Source organism: Flavobacterium pectinovorum (genome assembly GCF_006438875.1).
Taxonomy (GTDB): domain Bacteria; phylum Bacteroidota; class Bacteroidia; order Flavobacteriales; family Flavobacteriaceae; genus Flavobacterium; species Flavobacterium pectinovorum_A.
The window spans coordinates 308,199-330,386 of the sequence record NZ_RCZH01000006.1; the positions used below are offsets into that span (position 1 = coordinate 308,199).

Annotated in this window: 12 protein-coding genes; 2 read left to right on the forward strand and 10 right to left on the reverse strand. The window is 35.5% G+C overall.

Features of this window, described 5'->3' with window-relative positions; genetic code table 11:
- Positions 1-269: 269 nt before the first annotated feature.
- From EAH81_RS11045 to EAH81_RS11070, 6 genes are all read right to left on the reverse strand, one after another.
- Positions 270-1,049 (reverse strand): DUF2490 domain-containing protein, encoded by a 780-nt coding sequence (locus EAH81_RS11045; protein ID WP_140506915.1) that lies wholly within the window; start codon positions 1,047-1,049, stop codon positions 270-272.
- A gap of 162 nt (positions 1,050-1,211) precedes the next feature.
- A complete protein-coding gene (locus EAH81_RS11050) occupies positions 1,212-1,859 on the reverse strand; it encodes an outer membrane beta-barrel protein (protein WP_140506917.1) in 648 nt (215 codons plus the stop codon).
- Positions 1,860-2,579: 720 nt separating this feature from the next.
- Entirely contained in the window at positions 2,580-4,352 is a 1,773-nt protein-coding gene (locus EAH81_RS11055; RefSeq protein WP_140506920.1) for a RagB/SusD family nutrient uptake outer membrane protein, read from the reverse strand.
- 3 nt (positions 4,353-4,355) lie between these two features.
- The gene (locus EAH81_RS11060) at positions 4,356-7,646 is read right to left on the reverse strand and encodes a SusC/RagA family TonB-linked outer membrane protein (protein WP_140506922.1); all 3,291 of its coding nucleotides are present in this window, start codon (positions 7,644-7,646) and stop codon (positions 4,356-4,358) included.
- 73 nt (positions 7,647-7,719) lie between these two features.
- Positions 7,720-8,643 (reverse strand): FecR family protein, encoded by a 924-nt coding sequence (locus EAH81_RS11065; protein ID WP_140506925.1) that lies wholly within the window; start codon positions 8,641-8,643, stop codon positions 7,720-7,722.
- A gap of 284 nt (positions 8,644-8,927) precedes the next feature.
- Positions 8,928-9,452 carry an RNA polymerase sigma-70 factor gene (locus tag EAH81_RS11070; RefSeq protein WP_140506927.1) on the reverse strand — a complete coding sequence of 175 codons (525 nt, stop codon included), beginning with the start codon at positions 9,450-9,452 and terminating at the stop codon, positions 8,928-8,930.
- A gap of 443 nt (positions 9,453-9,895) precedes the next feature.
- Here EAH81_RS11070 and EAH81_RS11075 point away from each other — a divergent pair, with 443 nt between their 5' ends.
- Positions 9,896-10,957, forward strand: a complete 1,062-nt coding sequence (locus EAH81_RS11075) for a phosphatidylinositol-specific phospholipase C1-like protein (RefSeq protein ID WP_140506930.1) — start codon at positions 9,896-9,898, stop codon at positions 10,955-10,957.
- 334 nt (positions 10,958-11,291) lie between these two features.
- Here the strand turns inward: EAH81_RS11075 and EAH81_RS11080 are convergent, their stop codons facing one another.
- Positions 11,292-13,265, reverse strand: coding sequence for a metallophosphoesterase family protein (locus EAH81_RS11080; protein WP_140506932.1), 1,974 nt, complete (start codon positions 13,263-13,265; stop codon positions 11,292-11,294).
- Positions 13,266-13,599: 334 nt separating this feature from the next.
- Here EAH81_RS11080 and EAH81_RS11085 point away from each other — a divergent pair, with 334 nt between their 5' ends.
- Positions 13,600-13,974, forward strand: coding sequence for a YdeI/OmpD-associated family protein (locus EAH81_RS11085; RefSeq protein WP_140506934.1), 375 nt, complete (start codon positions 13,600-13,602; stop codon positions 13,972-13,974).
- 271 nt (positions 13,975-14,245) lie between these two features.
- Here the strand turns inward: EAH81_RS11085 and EAH81_RS27830 are convergent, their stop codons facing one another.
- From EAH81_RS27830 to EAH81_RS11100, 3 genes are all read right to left on the reverse strand, one after another.
- Positions 14,246-17,110 (reverse strand): RICIN domain-containing protein, encoded by a 2,865-nt coding sequence (locus EAH81_RS27830; protein WP_241676553.1) that lies wholly within the window; start codon positions 17,108-17,110, stop codon positions 14,246-14,248.
- A gap of 412 nt (positions 17,111-17,522) precedes the next feature.
- Positions 17,523-19,160, reverse strand: a complete 1,638-nt coding sequence (locus EAH81_RS11095) for a glycosyl hydrolase family 18 protein (protein WP_140506936.1) — start codon at positions 19,158-19,160, stop codon at positions 17,523-17,525.
- Between the two features lie 198 nt (positions 19,161-19,358).
- Positions 19,359-22,028 carry a beta-1,3-glucanase family protein gene (locus EAH81_RS11100; protein WP_140506938.1) on the reverse strand — a complete coding sequence of 890 codons (2,670 nt, stop codon included), beginning with the start codon at positions 22,026-22,028 and terminating at the stop codon, positions 19,359-19,361.
- Positions 22,029-22,188: the final 160 nt, after the last annotated feature.

The following is a 22,188-nucleotide window of genomic DNA, read 5'->3' on the forward strand; positions in this document are numbered from 1 at the left end:
TACAATATATTTTGTTCCTCCGGAACTCTTTCTGAAATTTCGTACGAATATATTATAGAAATCGAAATGACAAGATTGTGTTTAAACTTGGCTACTTTAAGAAAAAAATTATAATCAAAAAAAATAATTTAATGACATTGAATTACAAGTTTTTTCCAATCTCTATTTACTGTGACTGTTTACTGAATACTGTTTACTGAGACTGTTTACTAAATACTGAGACTGAGACTGAGACTGTGACTGTTTACTAAATACGGAGAACTGCGTTTCTACGACCCTCCATTTCCTTCGTCGACTACTTTTTTGGTTCGTTTGAATGTTTTTATAAGGTCTGGCAGGAAGTTATTAAAGATAACATGTACCTGTATGGCATTGACAAATTTATCAACGTCCGTTCTTGGCATGAATTCATTGGCATAAGAAACCTCAACCTGCAAATCGTTTTCAAACGAATAACCAAGACCTAATGTAAATCTGTTTCTGTCAAAATTTTCAGGGCCACTCACCTGACTTTTGGTTTTAAAGAAAACCTCATCTTCAGCAAAAGTATATAATACTCCTTTGTGTACTTTTACATCATTGATAGGATATACTGATTTGACCTGAAGCCTAAAACGCTCTACAGCTTCAAAATAGCCTTCGTCGTTATGTAAATGCCGATCTTCAAGTCGGAACCTTAAATTTACTTTTATTCTATAATCTTTTAACAAGCTATAGGTTCCCTGTAGTGCTGAACGCCATTCCGGTGCTTCTGCCTGATTGAGTTCCGGTACGTTCTTATTTGAATAATAGGCATAAAAAATGGATACTTTCCATCGATCGCCGGGATAATAATGCGCCCAGCCTCTTATGTAGGCTTGGGTCATATCATGAAAAAGATTTTTGCTTTCCGGTGTGCTGCTGGTAGTTAAACCTCCGTCTAACTCGACTACCCAATTCTGGCTTAAATCTTTTGTAAAAATGTATTCATTCCAAAACTGATTTCGCTCGTCAGTTTGTGCATTCACGATTGTGCATGTCAGTAAAATAAAATAAATAATATATCTCATCCTTTATTTCGTGTCTGAAGTAAGACTGAATTTACTTTTGTTTATATAATCCTATAAGGCAATACAGATAGCTAAGAAAGCGAAAACACAATTGAATGTGTTTTCGCTTTTATCTAAATTATTCTTTTATCAACAATAAATTGAAGCTTTTAAGATGCTTTTTTATTTACTGAAATCGTAACTTAAAGAAGCTCCTAAACCAAATTGATATGTTGATACATAATCTGTTACACCAACAGGACCATAATAAGTCCAGTAATAAGAATTACCAACCGCTGCCGACATTGATTGCAAATAAGCATGAAGGTTTATGGATAATGGCGAACTGGTTTTTATTTTTACACCACCTTTGACTTCCCAGGCAAAATAAGTTCCGCTGCCACTATTTGGTGTTTCAAGAATCGAAACACCTGCGCCGGCTCCTAAAAACGGTTGCAAATTTTGTGTACTTGGACCAAAATAATACGTATAATCTGCTAATATATAATTAATAGCACCTTTATCATCTCCGGCATTAAGCTGAGTTCCGGCGGCAATACCTCTACTAGGTATGGCAACATTTGTATATAGAGGCATGCTTGTATCAAGTCTGTTATATTTTAACTCAATAGAACTATTCTCCATAAAGAAATATTCCAATCCTATGCCATACTCAAAACCATCTTCTACAGAACCATAAGAATTACCATAATCTACGTTATCAGAGAAAGTATATCCTCCGTACAGATTTAATAAAAATGATTTTGAACTTTGGGCAGAAACTGCCAGCGAGAAGAAAAAAACAACGAATAATAAATGATTCTTTTTCATAATTTGATTTTTTTAATGGGTTGCAATTTTACTACAGCAGTTTAATGTTTTATATTATAAATTTTCCCTTACAATACTTTTGTTAATCCCTTCTATAGCTTTGATTTTACATTTTCCCAAAATTATCCAAAATGAAAATAAAAATGTTTAAGATAAAGCCCTTTAATGGTTGCAAATTCTAATTTGAAACCATTATTTTTAGGATTTGAGGCTCTGAGGTTCTAAGTTTTTAAGCTACAAAGGGACAAAGGTTTTTCCGTAGAGATGCACAGCAGTGCATCTAACACAATCTATTTACAATTCAAATTTCATTATTTGTTATATCTTAAATTTTATTTTGAATCCGAATCCCGCATGAGCGATAGGAGCAAGTTACCGAAGTAACGTGGATAGCGCGACAGCATCCCGATAAGAGGGCGAATAACCGTAAAGTAAATTTGCCCTCTTATCGGGATGGTGGCATGCCCCTATTTTTGAGGTTATTGAGGTTCTAAGGCGCAAAGGGATAAAGGTTTTTTCGTAGAGATGCACAGCAGTGCATCTGACATGAAGCATGTCTTCAACAAAAGTCGACAATTGGAACGTAAGACGCACTGCTGTGTACCTCTACGGACATCTCTAAAAATTAAAATCTGTAAATTATGAATTACCTTATAACAACAAAAGCCTGCTTCTTTCGAAACAGGCATTTTGTAAAAAAATAAAACTAACACAAAACTTTTAATTATATCCTTGATTTTGTTTGAATACCTTTTGGTCGATAACGGTTTGCGGAATTGGGAATGCTCTTCTAAACGGTTGAGTAGCTGCTTTTGCAGTTCCCGGTAAATCGAATTTTCCAAAACGAATACTTTCCGGTCTTCTTTGTAATTCCCAGTACAATTCAAAACCTAATTCTTTATACAGCTGATCGGAGTCTAACGTTGTAAGTGCTTTTCCGGGAGCGTTTCCAAATAACGATTCTCTTTTTCTGCTGGTACGCAATTTATTAAGATCGATCATGGCTAAACCTGCACTTCCTTTTCTAAAATAAGCTTCAGCTCTCATCGCATAAACTCCCCCTAAACGGAATAATGGCATATCAACATTACTGTTACCGTTTCCTCCTTCTGGGTCAAATTCATATTTAAAAACACGCGCTCCCTGATTGATTTCGTTTTGGGCAAAAACAGATTTAGTAGGATCTGCAAATGTTAATGATGGTGTAAAATTCATTCTTGTAGTCGTACTTTTTTCCATAACTAATGGAGAAACTTTTATACGATTCCCTGTCATTTCAAGAGATCCTGAAGGTAATAATATAGGACCATATTGAAGTCCCGCCTGAATTCCTCTGTTAAAATGGAACCAAGGCAACGCCGGACTGCTTTTAGGTACAATGTCTGTTGCAGGAACACTTACATCTGTACCATCATTCATAAACCACGTTCCATCAGGATATTGGTAATGCTGTTCAAATCTCGGATCATCATGATTACCATCCCATGATGCGTAGAATTCCGGAGTTGTACAAGCAGCATTTGTTCCTCTGTTTGCCGCAGATGTTCTCTGGTTACGCTCCATACTTACATAAGCAAAACTGTTAGAACCATTACGGATATAATCTATCTTTTGAGAAATCGCAAAAATAAGTTCGGTACCATTTTCGTTAGTTCTTGCAAAGTTTTTGAAAAAATCACTCTCTAAGCTGTATTTTCCTGAATCGATTAGTAATGATGTATAATAAATAACACGGTCCATATCTGTTCCTGTACTTCCTGCTACTGCCGGTTCATTAAAATTAAAAGCAGATGAAGCATTGAAACGATCTTTAAAAACTGCACGATTCAAATACATATTAGCTAAAAAAGCATAAGCAGCTTGTTTGGTAAATCTTCCGTGGTGTGTTCTTTGAGTACCAGAATCAGCCAAATCAGGGATTAGCGCTTCAACATCTTTTATTAATTGGTCAATTTGTGTATCCGCTTTTAAAATTTGCAAAGGTGCTGTTACATTCAACGGATCTCTATATGGCGCTTGTCCGTATAGATCTAATGTTGTGTAGGTATAATAAGCCAAAAGTGCTTTTGATTCTGCCAAAAACAATGTCTTTTCAGAAAAAGTGCCTTCTTGTGCTGACTTAATTGCCGTCAAAGAACGTGTAATTCCGTTATTCAATAAATCCCAGTTAGAAACGATAATAGCATTCGTTGAACTCCAGGTGAATTCATGCATATCTCTCCATTTTCCACCATCTCCCCAGTCACTTCCGCGAGTTGGCAAAATAGCTTCATCAGTAGTGTATTCCTGCATTGCAAAAATTGCTCCGTGATCTGTAAAAGTCCCATCTCCAAGTCTGTCATACGCTGCAGCAAGTGAGCCGGCAGGATCTGAAACAGCATTTCCTGATTTTTCATCTAAAACAACTTCATTTAAATCAGTACAACTGTTTAAGAGAAAAATAAAAGAGAATATTGTTAAAATTTTTATGCTAAAAAATGTCTTTGTCTTCATGATTTATAATTTTAAAGTTGCTCCAAAACTGAACGTTCTCGAAGTTGGATAAGCCGCATAATCAATACCTATAGATTGGTTTCCTCCGTTTGATTTCGGGCTGTTAATTAAGGGGTCAAATCCTGAGTAATGTGTTATTGTAATCAGGTTATTTCCAGTTACATAAAGTGTTAATCCGTTTAACCAGTTCAGTCCTTTTAAGTCGAAATTATAACCAATACGTGCTGTATTTAATCGGATAAAATCAGATTTTTCTAAGAAAAGAGTCGACAATATTGGCGAGTTTGTTGGGTTTGCACCAGACTCATAATAATTTGTAGCAACATTTCTGTCAGAAGCCAGATTATTGATATTTAAGGCGTTTAATCCTGTGTTATTCAACAAATAACCTCCTGTCTGACCAATGATTGAGAATGAAAAACTAAAGTTTTTGTATCTCATATCACTATTAATCCCGTAGTAAAAAGTTGGTAAAGCTCCTTCGATAATAACTCTGTCGCTATTATCAATTTTACCATCACCGTTTTGGTCTTTAAAGATGTTTCCGCCTTTACTGTCAAATCCTATGTGTTGCAACAAGTAGAAAGATCCTGCAGCATAACCACTTTTATAAATATTAGCATTTACACCAGATTGCCCGGGACCTGAAATAGTTCCTGTTAAGATTTCTGAAATTGGTAAATCTTCAATTTTATTGTTTAATGTTGCTCCGTTCACATCAACATTCCAGCTAAAATCCTTGGTGTCAATTAATTTTGATCCTAACATAAACTCAAAACCTTTGTTTATGATTTTACCCTGATTGCTAAGATTCGTCCAAATTGTTGGTGTTGGGCTTAATGGCGGCGAAGGAATATTTAAGATCGCATCTGTAGTCGTTTTGTTGAAATAATCAAGTGTTCCGTACAATTTATCTTTCCATAAACTAAAATCTAAACCTGCGTTGTATTGTGTTACAACCTCCCATTTTAAATCAGGATTTGGTGTTCTAACTACAGAAACTCCGTTTACTAAATTTAAATCATCATATAAATAATACCCGTCAGCACCAGATAAAGAATAACTTGCTTTCGTAATTTTATTTTCAACTTCCTGATTTCCTGTTTGTCCCCAGCTTGCTCTTAACTTTAAGTTGTTTAGAACCTCTACATTTTCTAAGAAACTTTCTTTAGAAATATTCCATCCTAAAGCAAATGAAGGAAAGTAACCGTATTTGTTATTATCACCAAAACGAGTCGAACCATCCGCTCTCATCGAAGCCGTTAAAAGGTATTTATCATTAAAAGTATAATTCAATCTGCCAAAATAAGACTGCAATTCGTTTTCCTGAGCATATCCGGAAAGTATAGGAAGTATACCTTTAAATCCGGGATTGATTTCCGGTTTTACGCCAACCCCTTTTTCAGTAATACCTTCAATACTAAAACTTGTACCTGATCTTTCGAATTTTTGATAAGAGAAACCACCCAAAGCTTCGATTTTATGTTTGCCAAATGTGGTGTTGTAGGTTAAATAATGCTCGACTAATGAATTCTTTGAATCCAAATTATTTTGAACATATTTACCTATTTTACTTATATCAGTTATGTTTGGATAAATAGTAGTATTTCTTTCAGAAGTCGAACGATCTATACCAATGTTCAATTTATATTCTAATCCGTTCACAATTCTGAAAGAAGCTTCAATATTTCCTAAAACTCTCAACGTATTTGTTTGATCCTCATAAATGCTTAATAAATAAGCAGGATTATAATGTGCATTCATATTAAAGTTGGTGTAGTTTCCGTTTGCATCAAAAACCGACCTTGTTGGATTGGCCATCAAAGTATGTACGACCAATTGTCCGTTAGAACCACCGTCATCACTTGTAGGAACGCCATCATCTACAGTCTGGCTCGCCGTAAGATTCACTTTTAACTTTAAACGTTTGTTGTCCAAAAACGATTCAGCAGCATTAATTCTACCAGAAAGACGTTTGAAATTACTGTTACGAATAATCCCTTCCTGATCCATTTGTGCAACAGATGCATAATAATTCCCTGATTCAGTTTGTTTAGCAAAAGACAAAGCGTTGTTTGTAGTAATCGCAGATCTAAAAATTACATCCTGCCAGTCTGTGTTTCCACCATGATCAAATGCTTTATCTTTTATCGCATTTCTATATTCACCTGCATTTAAAACGTCCAATTTGTGAGCCACATTCGAAACTCCCATATAAGAATCAAAAGTTAATGTTCCTTCACCTTTAGAACCTTTTTTAGTCGTAACCAAAACAACTCCATTAGACCCTCTTGCTCCATAAATAGCCGATGCAGAAGCGTCTTTTAAAACTGTAATCGATTCGATATCACTTGTATTCAAAAAGTTTAACGGATTTTTTGCAGTTGAACTTCCAAAACCAACATTAGTTCCGCTTGGGCTTACATCATCATTAGACAATGGCATACCATCAACTACGAACAAAGGCGTACTTCCGCTTCTGATGGATCCAACACCACGAATTGTAACATTTACTCCTGCTCCCGGTTCTCCACTTGTACTTACAACACGAACTCCGGCTACTTTTCCCTGCAATAAATTATCCGGCGAAATCGTAACTCCTTGTCTAAAATTTGCTGCTTCAAGTTGTGTAACAGCTCCGGTAACGTCTTTTTTAGCTTGTTTACCATAACCCACAACCAAAACTTCGTTTAGTTCAGCTGTATTTGGTTCTAACTGAATCGTCATGAAACTACTTTGTACAACAACAGTTTTGGTTTTATAACCCATGTACGAAACGTCGATTGTTTTGCCTTCGCCTACTGTGATTTCAAATTCTCCATCAAAATTAGAAGTGGTTGCGTTTGACGAATTCGTTTCCATAACAGTCGCACCAGGAATTGGCACTTTGTTTTCGTCAACAATTTTTCCTTTTACCTTAACTCTGTCTATTGCTTTACGCGAAATAGTTTTAGGTGCTTCTGTTTTTTGAATTAGAACTAATTTTCCGTTTATGTTATAATTGAAATTAGCTTTTTTAGAAAGATCATTTAAAATTAAAGCTACAGAATCATCTGAAAAATCTACAGTATATACCGTATTATCAGTAATAATTGCTTGTCCGTAACTAAATTTATAGTCGGTTTGTTTGCTTAGTTTTGAAAAAATAGAAACAAGCGTAGCTTTTTCTGTTTTATTTTTTACTTTTGAATTCTTAAGAAGATTAGTTTTACTGTAACCATTTTGAATGGCCAGTAACGCCAGTACTAAAAAGACAATTCTCTTTAGATTTAAATAGGAAAGTTTAAAATACATGATTTAAGTTATTGGTTTTTTATCGATACTTAATTATTAATCGCAGTTGTTCTCAGCAACTGCTTTTTTGTTTTTAATTCACTTTTACTATTTCGCCATAAACTTTGAATTTTAGGTTTGTGATATAATTAATTTGTTCTAAAACATTCTCTAATGATGCGTCCTTCTTTATGAACACCGTTAATGGCGTTGCTAATACATGCTCATTATTGTATTGAAATGAAACCCCGTATTTATATTGTAAAATGGTAATAACCTGTTTAAGTGTAGTTTGATTCAGCGTTAAATCAGTATTGTACCAATTGACCAAAAATGCTTTATCCGCCATCAGTTTGCTCAGTTTTTGAGATTCAAACAAAGCTTCTTCATTTGGAACCAGATCAACACTTTGTCCTTTTGAGGAAACATTTACTTTTCCGGTAACGACAATTACTTCGCATTTTGATTTTGATAACTGAATGTGAAATGAAGTTCCCACAACTCTCGTTTTTATTTCGCCCGAAGAAATGATAAAAGGATGCTTTTTGTCTTTGGCAACTTCAAAAAATGCATTTCCTTTTAATAGCGAAACCTTTCTTTCGTCTCCTTCAAATTTTTCAGGATATTGAAATAATGAATTTGCTGCCAGATAAATTTTCGAGCCATCACTTAATTCGATAGATTTGGGGGAATCTGAGGTTTTAAATGACAGTTGCTTTTCGAAGGCAATATTTGGTTGGAAGAAAAATCCCAAACCAACAAGAAAAAGAATGCTGGCAGCTGCCATGTATTCTAAATAAGGGCCAAAGGTTCTCTTTTTCCCTATTCTAAGTTGTATATTATCGTAGATCTCCTGAGAAACTTCATCTGAATTTCCCATCGAAGCATCATTCCATTTTGAAAGTTGATATTGCGTAAAAGCGAAATCGTTTAATAGATTTTCTTCTGCTATTGAAGTTTTATTGCGAGAACTTTTATCTATAAGATATTCTAAACTATGTTTTATTCTTTTTATCATAATACTTATTGGTCACTGTTGGTGTAATTCTTTCAACACATAGAGACATAGTTTTTTTACTTATTAAAGGCGTTWCACTTTGCATTAATAATCATAGCAGTTCACGTTTAGCTATGTGTAAAAACTAGTTTTTTAAATTCCCTCTTTTAAAGAAAAATCTATGTTTCTATGTGTTTAAAATAAAATTGTTAATCACACGCAACAGGTTATTGTTACCTATAAGTACCCGAATCATGAAATCGTACTATCGGGAAATATTATGAAACCATTAACAGAAAGTTATCTTAAAACTTTTGATTCAAAATAATGAATGGAGCAAGCCAGGCAAGGTCTTTTAAGCCTTCTCGTAATTGTTTTAAGGCAGAAGAAATTTGATTTTTAACGGTTTGTTTGGAAATTCCCAATTCATCCGCAATTTGATCAATCGACATATCCTGAAATTTATACATTAATAAAACTTCTTTTCTTTTCTCCGGAAGTTTATCTAATAAGGAATAAAGTAAATCCATTAATTCAGGATCAATCGTCGCAAAATTATCTATAATGTAATCTTCAAATTGATCTTCCAGAATCGTCTTATCAAAGCGGTTATTTTGATAATGTTTAAAAACCTGATTTTTTACAGCCCGAAACAAATAAGGTTCGATTGCATTTATATTCAGATCATCTTTTCTTTCCCATAAATCAATAAAAACATCCTGCACGATATTCTGTGCCAAGTCTTTATCCTGAGTCATTGTATATGAAAAGGCATTGAGCTTTTTCCAGTACTCATTATACGTTTTTTCAAAAATTTCAGGGTTTTTCATAACTTATTTGGGAACTATTTGGTGATGTAAAATAATAAAATGTTATACCAAAGTTTTTTGCCTGAAGGTTATGTTTAAATTAAATAAAGAATTATTTTGATGTATAAATACTACTATTTTAAAGCAAAAATGACAATTGGCTTGCAATTTCTTTTTCTTTAAATAACACAAAAACCAAACACAGCTTCTAATTTAGTGCTCTCTAAAATACCGTTTGAATACAAGTATAAAATAACACGATCCCGAAGCTTCGGGAGCACTAATTGTCACTAATTCATTCGTGAAATTAATTTCACAAACAAGGTTAACGCATTAAAATTTGTGCAAATTCGTGCAATTCGTGTTCTAAACTGATTTAGAATATTTATGTCAACATGTTGACTAAAAGGTAATTTTCTAATGCTGCGTCCATAGTATTAATAGAAATTTTACACTTTTAAATCATGAAACAAATTCTGTTTACATTATTACTTATCGGCGCAATACACCACAACATTCAAGCGCAAAATGACACTTTAAAAATCAATCAAATTCAAGTAATCGGATCGCATAATAGCTATCGTCAGAATATCGAAAAAGATTTATACAATCTTATTCAGGCAAAAGATACTTCTCGCTCCTTAAAAGGGCTACAATACACGCATATTTCGCTAACAGAACAATTAAATAAAGGTCTTAGGAATTTAGAAATTGATGTTCAGCCTGATTCTAAAGGCGGAAAATATGCACATCCAAAAGGATTGGATCTTGTAAAATCTGAAGCCGCTTATGATCCAAAAGGTGAAATGAATAAACCAGGTTTCAAAGTTTTTCATATGATCGATATTGATTTCAGAACTTCTTGTTATACGCTACAAATCGCTCTTGCCGAATTAAAAAAATGGTCTGATGCAAACCCAAATCACGTTCCCGTTTTTATTACGCTGGAACCAAAAGATGATGACAGTTTCTTAGGTACAAAAGCGGAGAAATTTACTTCTGAATTATTTGATGCTTTAGACAAAGAACTTCGCAAAGGATTAGGAAATAAACTAATCACGCCGGATATGGTTCGTGGGAAATACAAAACCCTTGAAGAAGCAGTTTTAAAAAACAATTGGCCAACGTTGAAAAAAGCAAAAGGTAAGTTCTTGTTTATTTTGGATAATAACGGAGCCAAAAGAGATCTGTATGCCTTAAATCATCCTTCGTTAAAAGGACGTGCCGCTTTCATTTGCGCAGAACCGGGAAAACCGGAAGCCGCAGCATTATTAATTGGTAATTCTGAAGATCCAAAGATTACAGATTTAGTCAAAAAAGGATACATCATCCGCACCAGAGCCGATTCTGACACTAAAGAAGCCCGCAAAAATGATTATTCACACTTCGAAGCAGCCAAAAAATCAGGCGCACAAATCATCACCACAGATTATTATTTGCCAAGTACCTTTTTTAATTCTCCTTATCAGATAAAGTATGATAATGGGGGTTATGTGAGAGTTAATCCTGTTAATGGCGTTAAATAGTTTTCAGTCTCAGTCTCAGTTTTTAGTAAACTGAGACTGAAAATTGGGACTTATGTATGGCACACGGATGACGCGGATTTAAACGGATTGTCGCGGATTTTTTTGTTTTAGCCGTATTTTTTTGTCATTTCGACCGGAGGGAGAAATCACATAAAGTAGCTCGACAAAGATTGGCGATTATGGAAACGGAGTTTCGTGTGTGATTTGCTTCGCCTGTTCGCTATCGCTCGAGTCTACTCCGTCGAAATGACAATATTGCGATTAATGCATTATAAAACCAGCATAAATCTGCTTAAATCCGCGTCATCCGTGTGCCAATTCTCATTTCAAACTCTTAATCTTTCCCACCTGAAAACTGAGACCGAGACTGAAGACTTTTAATCTCCCCCGTTTTCAAATCAACACTAAAATGATCTGCCGGAACTTCGTGCATGAATTTATTGAAGATAATTAGGAACAATCGCATTTGGTTTTGCAAAGGTTTTTCTTTAGAGGAATCATCTTTATGGTTTTCAAAAAACAATTGAGACAATAGTTTATATTGCTTGGCTCTTTCTGTTCCAACATCGGCTAAAGCCAGTTCATCGGCACTTCTAAAACGGTAGAAATCAACCAATAAATCATAACCTGTCCAATTTAAATCTTCAGGTTTTATTTTCTTTTGCTGTAAAAGCATATCTGTTTTAATTTCAGCCTCAATCCATTGTTTTTGAAAATCATCTTTATGCTGAAGACAATAATCAAAATCTTTATCAGATTGAATATTAGCTAAAATGAACAAATCTCTTGCAGAAACCTTCAAAATAAAATTCTTGAAAGATTCTGGCCAATCATCTTTTAGGAATCTCAAACGAACTAATTCCTTCAAATGAAAATCGGTGAAATCATGATAGTTTTTAGTTTTTAAAATATCGATATTCCAAATGTCTTTTGTGTTTTGACTTTCCAGAAATTTATATTCCATTTTATACAAATCAAAAAGTTCATTGTATCTCGGAACGGCATCAATTGTTATGGTTTGAATGTCTACAAGATTATCCTTTTGAATCGTCAATAATTTATACGCCGGAATATACGCTGCCAATGATGGTGTCTGAATATTTACCAACGTATTTCCTTTTGCAGTTGTTCTAACTCCTGTATCATTGATATGCATATGTCCGCCAAAATGAATTTTTAATCCCGCGTCGGCAAAAACCTGCGCTACTTCTTCGACCGGAACACGGTTCAATTGCCATTTATTGGGTCCAAGTAACTCTTTTATTTCCGCGGAAGCGTCATCATTAAAATCAATCATCGGAAAATGACTGAAAGCGATTAAGGTTTTGCCTTGCTGTTTGGCTTGCGCCGAAATATCTTCGACCCATTTTATCAGATGTTTTTTATTCGAAAGTACATTATTATAACCCGTACTTGCTTCTGAATAGTTTTTGGGATCTTTAGGATCTCCATCATTTTTCTTCGGAATATAAACATTGCCATCAATCGCCATTAACCAAAGCCCTTCAACAGGTTCTACGACATAACTCACATCCGGAACTTCATAACCCGGTGCAACATTATATACTCGATTTGACAATTGAGCCGCCTGATTAGCTTTTTCAAAACTATAATTCTGACTCGTATAAGTAGAAAATGGCGTTGCCCAGAATTTGTATTTTTTATTTGGATAAAAGCCAAAATCTTTCAGATTGTCGGTAATTCCCAGATATCCCATTTTTGCAATATCGGCGGTTACAACGACAGGATTTTCTAAATTTAAATTTGGTTTATACAAATCTTGTTTGCTATAAATAGGTTGATTTTTTCCGTCAGTACCTAAGAAATCTTCTTTACCTGCTTCTTGTGCAAAAGGTCCTACGGGATCGTGATTTCCTGTAGTGATAAAAAATTCGATATTGTATTTTTTTCGATATTGATCTAAGATTTTTTCCAGACCTTTTACATGAATTGGCTGACCATCGTCTGTATAATCGCCCGGAAGTGCGACGTATTTTATCTTTCGCTTGGCGATATCTTCTAAAGCGGCTATAAAAGCAAAGTAATTTTCATTGAAGATTCGGGTTGAATGCAGCTGAGAAGCCATCGTTCTCATCAAAACATATTTGCCTGTTTTCGGATTTAAAATACCTTTATAATCATTATCTGAAAATGTTCCGAACAAATCCTGCAAATGAACATCGGATAAAAAAGCAATTTGAGTTCCATCAAGATTCTTTGTTTTTTGAGCTGAAATAGTAGAATAAAAACAAAGAAAAAATAGAAATATAAGATAGGTTTTAGGACTGAATATAATTTTTAAATTCATTAGGTTAAAATTTTAAAGGGATTTATGAAGTGGCGCAATCATAAAAAGAACTTGCAATTTTATGGATTAAATACGGAAAGACCTTTACCCTATTGTTATCGAATGATAATGTTTATTGTAGTTTAAAATTTTACCGCAAAGTGCACAAAGTTTTTTTATATGCATGAATTTATAAAAACACAAAGTTCGCAAAGCTTTGTCGATAATCAGCTTTGCGAACTTTGTGTTTGCTACTCGCAACGTGAGAAAAAACCTTTGTGCACTTTGCTGTAAAATCACCTCAACTTTCCAGTAAAATTTCATTAAATTTATATCCATTTTCAATTCTAAGCTTATGGAAACAAAAGATGGAAAAATAGCCGTTTATGCTCAAACCAGAAAAGATTGGCGCAATTGGCTCCTGCAAAACAGTCAAATTGAGAAATCGGTCTGGTTGATTTTATACCATAAAAAAAGTAAAGTTGAAAGCATTAATCTTATCGATGCCACAGAAGAAGCTTTATGTTTTGGATGGATTGATAGCTTATGTAAAAAACGGGATGGCGAAAGTTATTATCTGACTTTCACACCCAGAAATCCCAAAAAAAGTAAATGGAGCCAACCCAACAGAGATCGTGCTGAAAGAATGATTGAGCAAGGTTTAATGACGGAACACGGTCAGCTTTTGATCGATATCGCGAAGCAAAACGGAAAATGGGAATCTGTATAAAAAAAGCTGCCATTTCTGACAGCCTTCAACTAACAAACAATTTTTGAGTATAAATTTTTATCAAAGTGCTCAACTTTGATAAAGAAAAGCTACAATCTTGTCATCCTGACGGAGGAAGAATCTCCACAAAGTAAATTATCAATCTTTGTCGAGCTACTTGCGGAGATCCCTCGTTCCTCGGGATGACAAAAATGCGCATATAAGCTTTGAGAGTTAACCTTTGTCAAAGGTTAAAACTTTGACAAAGGTTAAAATAAATATAACTAACTATTTATTTCTTTATAAAACGTTTTATCGTTTTGATTCCGTCTTTCTCCAAAACAATAAAATAAATACCTCTGTTCAAACCAGAAACATCGATGCTGTTATTATAGACTTTCTGTCCTGAAACTATAGTTCCTGTTTGAGAATCTACAATACTTATATTTCCTCCCGTTAAATCTGTGGTAATAAAAAGTATATTTTCAACCGGATTTGGATAAATATTTAAGGCTAACGAATCTGTTTTTTCCTCCATAACTGGCAAAGTTGCTGCTGCAGCGCCAATTCTGGTAATTCTGATCCAGTTAATATTCATTCCCGTGTTCTGAATATAAATTCCGAAATTATAGGTTCCGGCATTCACGTTTACGGTTTGTGTCACCGTTTGCCAATTTTGCCAACCTCCGGTATTTGGTATGTCGACATTTCCCAAAAGAATAGTTCCTCCGTTTAAATCAGATGATAATCTTCCGCCTGTTACACCACTTGCAACTCTATATTCAATCGTATAAGAACCTGTTGTTGGAAAATTAATACTGTTGTATGCCAACCAATCACCAGTTTCGGTATAACCAACATTCGAACCTCCGCCTGCGTCTGTCGTTGCTTCAACCTGAATTCCGCTCATTGCTGAGTAATCTTCCGCTTGAATTAATGTTGAGGTTTGCGTTGTAGTTGTCGAGATTAATTTCCATTGTCCGCAAGTTTGGTTGTTATTATCCCATTGCTGAACATTGGCACCATTTGCAGTACTTGCTCCGGCAACCTCAACTACTCTACCGCTGTGTCTGGCGATTATTTTATAAAATCCATCTCCTGTAGAAACCAAAACAAACTGTTGATTCGTTGTTCCGTTATACGGATATTGCTCTACATTGGCGCCATTTGCTGTATTGAAACCATTTACATCAAGAGATTGTCCGCTATGATTGGCTATGATTTTGTACAAACCATCGCCTAAATGTGTAAAGGTATATTTTTGATTGTTTCCTGAGTTTGGCGTTCCTTGTGCTACATTTGCTCCATTTGATAAACTGGCACTCCAAACGTCCATATTTAGACCGCTGTTTCTGTTTTGCAAAAAGAAGGTTTGATTTCCTAAAGTCGTAACTCCATTTGCCAGAATTCTAATAGAAGTCACTTTATCATTCCACGTGGTATTCAAACAAGAATTATCAGAATTAATTACGGTTGAAGCTCCGGTAAAATTATCATCCTGGTACAAAATCGCCTGAAATCCCTGAGTAATTCTAAGCGACGAAATATCATCGTTTAAAACTCCTAACGAATTCAAACGCGCCATATTATAATCTCCAATAGTTAATCCTCCTGAAAATCCGGTATAATTACAATCTTTATAAACGGTAATTACATCTGTTGAAGCAGCGATATTTCCTCCCGGCGGAATCGTTCCTGTAACCGAATAACTTCCGATAGAACCATAAGCCGAATATCCGCCATAGCCAACGTTTCCAGCTCCGTTTCCATCAATACCTATAAAATATTTACCGGCTGGCAAATTTACATTCATAGAAGCATTTAGTGCAAAAGGATCAGAGTTCCAATACGTTCCCATTTCGGCTCCTGCCGAATTATACAATCGGATTAAAAGGTGCAGATTTCCATCTCTTCCAACAGTATTGGCATTGATAGAAACATTTCCTCCACCGGTTGTAAACGTAAAGAAATCATAATCGGCTTCACTTGAAATGATACCATTCTTTTGATTGATGGCTCCGCTGGCGTTATAATCTAAAGTGGCTGCCGAAGCTGTTGTATTTCCGTAATCATCGCCACGATATCCTACTCCAAATTTTGCACCCGCAATAGAAGCTACATCATCTTGAGTATTGTTGGCATAATTGTATTCACCTCTACTCCATTGCACAACTGGTCTGTAATATCCTGCACCCATAATTGGCGCCCATGAAGTTCCGTCGATACCCACAAAATAATCTTCTGCGGGATTTGTACGGCCATCATGACCAAGATCAAAAGTATGCCCTACTTCATGCGCAGAGGCATCTCCACCAGATTTACCCGAAGTAATAAATACCCAGCAAGGTACATCATTGTCCCAATTGAAGGAACCAATATAAGCGACACCTCCTGCTCCCGGAGCTGCAGTATTGGTTGGAGTTACCACCACACGCATTCTTCTGTTTCTTGGATACGAATTAAAAACCGCTTCACTCGTCGTTACATTCAGATTAAAAGGTCTGTAATCTTCTGAAACTACTTCCCAATGTTGCTGTACATCGGCATCGCTCATTCCTGATGGTGCTGCATTAATGGCATTACCATTGTTCCAAAGATTTCCTGCTGGCATATTATAGCCATCGAAATCTAATAAAACACAACCTGCCGCACCCGGTAAACTTTGCAAATTCAATAAAGCAGGTGCTATTTGAGAAGCTTCAACTTTACTGGTTGTTTTGGTGTTTGAAGGAACATTTCTGTAATCAATACAAACTAATGTATTAATATCAACTTTGGATACATAAGCGTTTCCCTGTGCATCTGAATAATATTTGTACGCTTCTTTTGTTTTCTTTAAAATGATATGACCTTCAAGCGATTGATCTTTTACTTTAATGTAAAAAGAAGATTCGGGTACATTCTTGATTTCTCCAATCAAAAATTCACTTGAAGCATTTGATTCTTTATAATTTATTTTTCCGTTAAAGTTTTTTGAATTGTCTACCTGAAGCAAAACTGTTCTTTCGGTACTTTTTGAAGTTACAGAATTGACGAGTTCTTTCTTTATGTGATTCAGAAATGTTTTACTAGAACCTAAAGAAGTCTGTGCAATGGCAAAACTTCCGAAAGCTAGAAATACGAGCAGGCTTAATCGAAACTTGTAATTGTTTTTCATATTTAATTTAGGGATTTGGGGTTACTTTTTAAATACGTTATATGTATTTAAACACATAGAAACATAGACATTTGTTAAAATAAAAAAGGCGTTTCACTTGATTTAAATTCACATAGCGGTGTGTTTTATTTCTCGCAGATTTGGCAGATTGAGCAGATTTTATTCCTTTTTTTGTCATTTCGACGGAGGAGAAATCACAATAAGAAACTCCGCAAACAAAAGTTAAGCTGTGTCGAATTACTAGTGTGATTTCTCCTCCGTCGAAATGACAAGCTACACTCAAACGGGAAATAAAAATCTGCTCAATCTGCCAAATCTGCGAGAAAAATTATTTTACTTCTTTAATCTACGTGAAATAAAAAAATCACATTCCTTCTTTCGCTAAAAAGAAGAAATAGTGATTTTAAAAAACTTATTTTTTGATAAAACGTCTAACCGTTTTGATTCCGTCTTTTTCTACTAAAACCAAATAGATTCCAGATTTTAAACCCGAAACATCAACACTGTTGTTATTAACTTTTTGTGAAGAAACCGTAGCACCTCCTTCAGAATTTATAATACTTACATTTGCTCCTGAAACTTCAGTAGTAAAGGAAAGTGTGTCTTGCGTTGGATTTGGATACACATTTAAACTTGCAAAATCTTCCTGAGCTGCTATTTGCGGTGAAGCTGTTTTTGCTGCTAATCCTGCTGCAGATTTTGTGATTCGGAACCAGTTTAAATTCACACCTGAAGCTTGTATAAAGATTCCGAAGTTATAAGTTCCTGCATTCACATTTACGGTTTGAGATACCGTTTGCCAGTTTTGCCATCCTCCGGTATTTGGAATATTAACTGCTCCTAACTGAATTGTTCCTGCATTTAAATCAGACGATATTCTGGCTCCATTTACGGCACTTGCAACTCTATATTCAATTACATAATTACCTGAAGTTGGGAAATTGATATTGTAATATGCCATCCAATCATTTGCATCTGCGTAACCTACATTTAATCCTCCTCCGGTATCTGTTGTCGCTTCAGTCTGAACACCGCTCATTGTGGAGTAATTTTCTGCTTGAATTAAAGTTCCTGTTCCTGGAGGATTACTACCCGTAATAACCTGATTTACGGCTGTCAATAATGATTTTGCTCCTGTGGCATCCTGAGATAATTCCCAAATCATAACTCCGCCCGCATTTTGAACTGCAAAAGTTGTTTTTGCTTTGATCGTTGGAATTCCATTATAATAAATCGTGTTTCCAACCTGATCCAGATTTTCTGCTCCAGGATATTGCGCTACGATATTAGCATAAGAAATCCCCTGATTAGCTGAAGCTCCAAAACCGTATCCGTAAAACGGAAGTCCAATGATGGCTTTACTTGCCGGTAATCCTCTTCCTGTCCAATAATTAAACTGGTTTACAGCCATACTATAAGGAGAATGTTGTCCCGGACTTCCCGGAGCCCACGGACCTGTAGCATCATAAGCCATAATATTAATCCAGTCATAAGCCGCAAAAGTAGACGAAGGTACATTTGCACCACCATATCCTTCTGAAAGTGCAGCCGAAATTAACTTGCCATTTGCATGTAATTTAGCTGCAAGAGCAATTACAAATCCGCCATAATCACCATTAATTGCCGGACCTTCAAGATCTACGTCGACACCATCAAAGTTGTGAGCAACGACATAATCGTATATTTTTTGAATAAAAGCCGTTCTGTTGCCACTCGTAATAAGATTGAAATAATTATCACGAATAGCGCCTCCTTCAGATACTGCGCCTCCACCTAGGGAAACAAATACTTTTACGTTTTGTGCGTGCGCTGCGTTAATAATGGTAGTACTTCCTGAATTCCAGGAAAGATATCCGTTTGCATCGGGATTTTCGAAAGCAATATTAATATGCGTTAATTTGCTGTACTGAACGCTGCTTGAAAACGAATTCAGATCAACCCAATTGGGGATATACGCTATTACTTTTTTCTGGGCCATTGACAAATTGAAAACTCCCAAAACTAAAATGATCATCCATTTTAGCGGCATTTTTTTGTAATTGTTTTTCATAATAATTGTTTAATAGATTAATAAAAATTTGTAAATAATGGGGGAAACTTTATTGTTGATTTTTGATTGTAGATTTTAGATTGCAGACTTTAGATTTTCTGTGTAACGGAAGTTGGAATCAATAATATCGGTACCAATTTCAATCTACAATCTAAAGTCTACAATCTTAAATCTAAAGTCTACAATCTCTTTTTAAAACTATTTTTTAATAAAACGCTTAATCGTTTTTGTGCCGTCTTTTTCAAAAACTACCAAATAAACGCCTCTTCTTAAATTCGAAACATCTATACTGTTGTTGGTGATTTTCTGTTTTGAAACGATACTTCCGGTTTGAGAATCTACAATACTTATAGTTTCTCCGGTAACATTTGTCGTAACAAAAAGCGTGTTTTCTACCGGACTCGGATATACATTTAAAGCCGAATTAATCGACTCTTCTTCAACTGCCGGAGCTACTGTTTTAGCGGTTAAACCAGCACCAACTTTGGTAATTTTAATCCAATTGATATTCATTCCTGTATTCTGAATAAAGATTCCGAAATTGTACGTTCCCGCATTCACGTTTACGGTTTGCGAAACGGTTTGCCAGTTTTGCCATCCTCCGGTATTCGGAATATCAACGTTTCCTAAAACAATAGTTCCACCGTTTAAATCAGAAGATAATTTACCTCCAGTTACGGCACTTGCTACTCGATATTCGATTAAATAAGAACCTGTAGTCGGGAAATTAATGCTGTTGTACGCCAACCAATCTCCAGTTTCAGTATAACCAACATCTGAACCTCCTCCGGTATCTGTAGTTGCTTCAACCTGAATTCCGCTCATAGATGAGTAATCTTCCGCCTGAATTAAAACAGAAGTTTGTGATGTTGTCGCAGGAACTAATTTCCATTGTCCGCAAGTTTGGTTGTTGTTATCCCATTGTTGTACAACTGCGCCAGAAGCTGTGCTTGCTCCAGCCACTTCAACAATTCTACCGCTGTGTCTTGCAACAATTTTATAAAATCCGTCACCTGTAGAAACCAATACAAATTGCTGATTAGTAGTTGCATTGTATGGATATTGTTCTACATGAGCACCATTGGCTTTATTGAAATTGTTTACATCTAAAGACTGACCGCTGTGATTGGCTATAATTTTGTACAATCCATCAGCTATATGCGTAAACGTAAATTTCTGATTGTTTCCTGAGTTTAAAGCTCCTTGATTAATTGCTGCGCCATTAGACAAACTCGCACCCCAGACATCCATGTATAAATTACTGTTTCTGTTTTGTAAATAGAAAGTTTGATTTCCTAAAGTTGTAGTTCCGTTGGCAAGAATTCGGATAGAAGTTACTTTATCATTCCAGGTTGTATTCAAACAAGCATTATCAGAATTAATTACAGTTGAAGCTCCTGTAAAATTATCATCCTGATATAAAATTGCCTGAAATCCTTGCGTGATTTTAAGCGATGAAACGTCGTCATTTAAAATTCCTAAAGTATTTAAACGTGCCAAATTATAATCTCCAATCGTTAAACCTCCTGAAAATCCGGTATAATTGCAATCTTTATAAACCGTAATTACATCTGTAGTCGCAGGAACTGATGGCACTGTTCCGGCATATCCGCCAAAAGTGGCAATTACTTTTGTAGGTTGCGGAGTATGAAGCGATGGCGATTGATCTGCCACATCATCATACGCAAAACCATAAGCCAGATTGTCAACACTTATTCCCGGTAAATGCCAAAATTTAGAATAATGATTCGTTGGATTTACCTGATAAAATTTCGTTGCATCGTACCAGTTTTGCTGTCCCGGATTTGGCGTTGTAGTATTTACAACGTGTCTATTTATCGCCGCGGTTAATTGCGCCTGAATTACAAGATCTAAATCTCCGTCGACCAATCTTCTGTCCAGAACACCTTTTCCTTCAAGAGCTTCCTGAGTCGATGGTCTGTTTTGAACGCGTCCTGTACGCCCCACAAAACCCCCAGATTGTCCAACCATTTCCAGTTGTTCACCATTTACTCTTCCTTTGAAAACACCGGCATCTCCGGCATAAAATATTAAATCTTCATTTTTGTATTTATTCCAAATGGCGTCGATATATGATTTTAAATAATTGGCTTGTGCTCCAACTGAAGTTCCTCCTGTTCCATCTGCGAAAGCGGGAGTTTTTGATGGTGCTGTAATTTCGCCCGTTGCATCATTTACACAACCTTGAAATTCTGCAGGTACATTGGCTTTGAAAGCCGCCACAATATCAGCATGTTTCTTTAATTCTCCTACTCGTTTTTGATATCCATTGGCACCAAATAATTCCAATCCCATTGGGTATTTATAGGAATCTACTCTTGAAGGATTTCCGAAGAAACCATATTGATTATTCGTCAATTCGATAATTTCATATAAAATTCCCTGATTTGGATCCGTAACATTCAACGGATTCGGTGACGTATATCCTGAAGGAGCGCCACTTGCACCAAAAAAGTAGAAATACAATTGTTGTCCTTTGGCGATAAAAACCCTGCAGCCTGCAATTTGCGGAAGCGTAAAAGTTTTGTTCGGAATATCACTCAATTTGGTAAAGCAATTGGCATATTTTGAGTTTTGTCCCGGTCCGGTATTTCCACCAATTGTAGGCCCTGTAACAGTATTATAAGACGAACTCATGGGTAAAACCTGACTCGTTTTGGCATCCACCCAAACGTGATTTCCCGTATTATAATCAATCCCCACAATGGCAACATACAATTCGTTGTCATTAAATGTTGAGGCATTACTTATCGTAAACGGTATTGGGCCCTGACCGTAACTAAAATTAAATAGCAATGCCAACAGCAATGCCGTAAAAATGTTTTTTTGTAATCTGAAATTTCTCATTGTTTAATTTTTTTGGGTTAATAAACTTGCTTTAATTAATTAGTAAGAATGAGAAAATATGGGTAATCTATTGGGTATAATTTTAACACATAGTCCCAATCCCGAAACGTCCGGGCGGGATAGAATTTGTATTCTAAAAAAGGCGTTTCACTTATTTAAA

What these genes read in the sequence shown, in the direction of transcription:
- EAH81_RS11100 (WP_140506938.1), bottom strand. Translation starts at nt 22,028, where the DNA reads ATGAGAAATTTCAGATTACAAAAAAACATTTTTACGGCATTGCTGTTG.
- EAH81_RS11070 (WP_140506927.1), bottom strand. Translation starts at nt 9,452, where the DNA reads ATGAAAAACCCTGAAATTTTTGAAAAAACGTATAATGAGTACTGGAAA.
- EAH81_RS11065 (WP_140506925.1), bottom strand. Translation starts at nt 8,643, where the DNA reads ATGATAAAAAGAATAAAACATAGTTTAGAATATCTTATAGATAAAAGT.
- EAH81_RS11045 (WP_140506915.1), bottom strand. Translation starts at nt 1,049, where the DNA reads ATGAGATATATTATTTATTTTATTTTACTGACATGCACAATCGTGAAT.
- EAH81_RS11060 (WP_140506922.1), bottom strand. Translation starts at nt 7,646, where the DNA reads ATGTATTTTAAACTTTCCTATTTAAATCTAAAGAGAATTGTCTTTTTA.
- EAH81_RS27830 (WP_241676553.1), bottom strand. Translation starts at nt 17,110, where the DNA reads ATGAAAAACAATTACAAGTTTCGATTAAGCCTGCTCGTATTTCTAGCT.
- EAH81_RS11095 (WP_140506936.1), bottom strand. Translation starts at nt 19,160, where the DNA reads ATGAAAAACAATTACAAAAAAATGCCGCTAAAATGGATGATCATTTTA.
- EAH81_RS11080 (WP_140506932.1), bottom strand. Translation starts at nt 13,265, where the DNA reads ATGAATTTAAAAATTATATTCAGTCCTAAAACCTATCTTATATTTCTA.
- EAH81_RS11075 (WP_140506930.1), top strand. Translation starts at nt 9,896, where the DNA reads ATGAAACAAATTCTGTTTACATTATTACTTATCGGCGCAATACACCAC.
- EAH81_RS11085 (WP_140506934.1), top strand. Translation starts at nt 13,600, where the DNA reads ATGGAAACAAAAGATGGAAAAATAGCCGTTTATGCTCAAACCAGAAAA.
- EAH81_RS11050 (WP_140506917.1), bottom strand. Translation starts at nt 1,859, where the DNA reads ATGAAAAAGAATCATTTATTATTCGTTGTTTTTTTCTTCTCGCTGGCA.
- EAH81_RS11055 (WP_140506920.1), bottom strand. Translation starts at nt 4,352, where the DNA reads ATGAAGACAAAGACATTTTTTAGCATAAAAATTTTAACAATATTCTCT.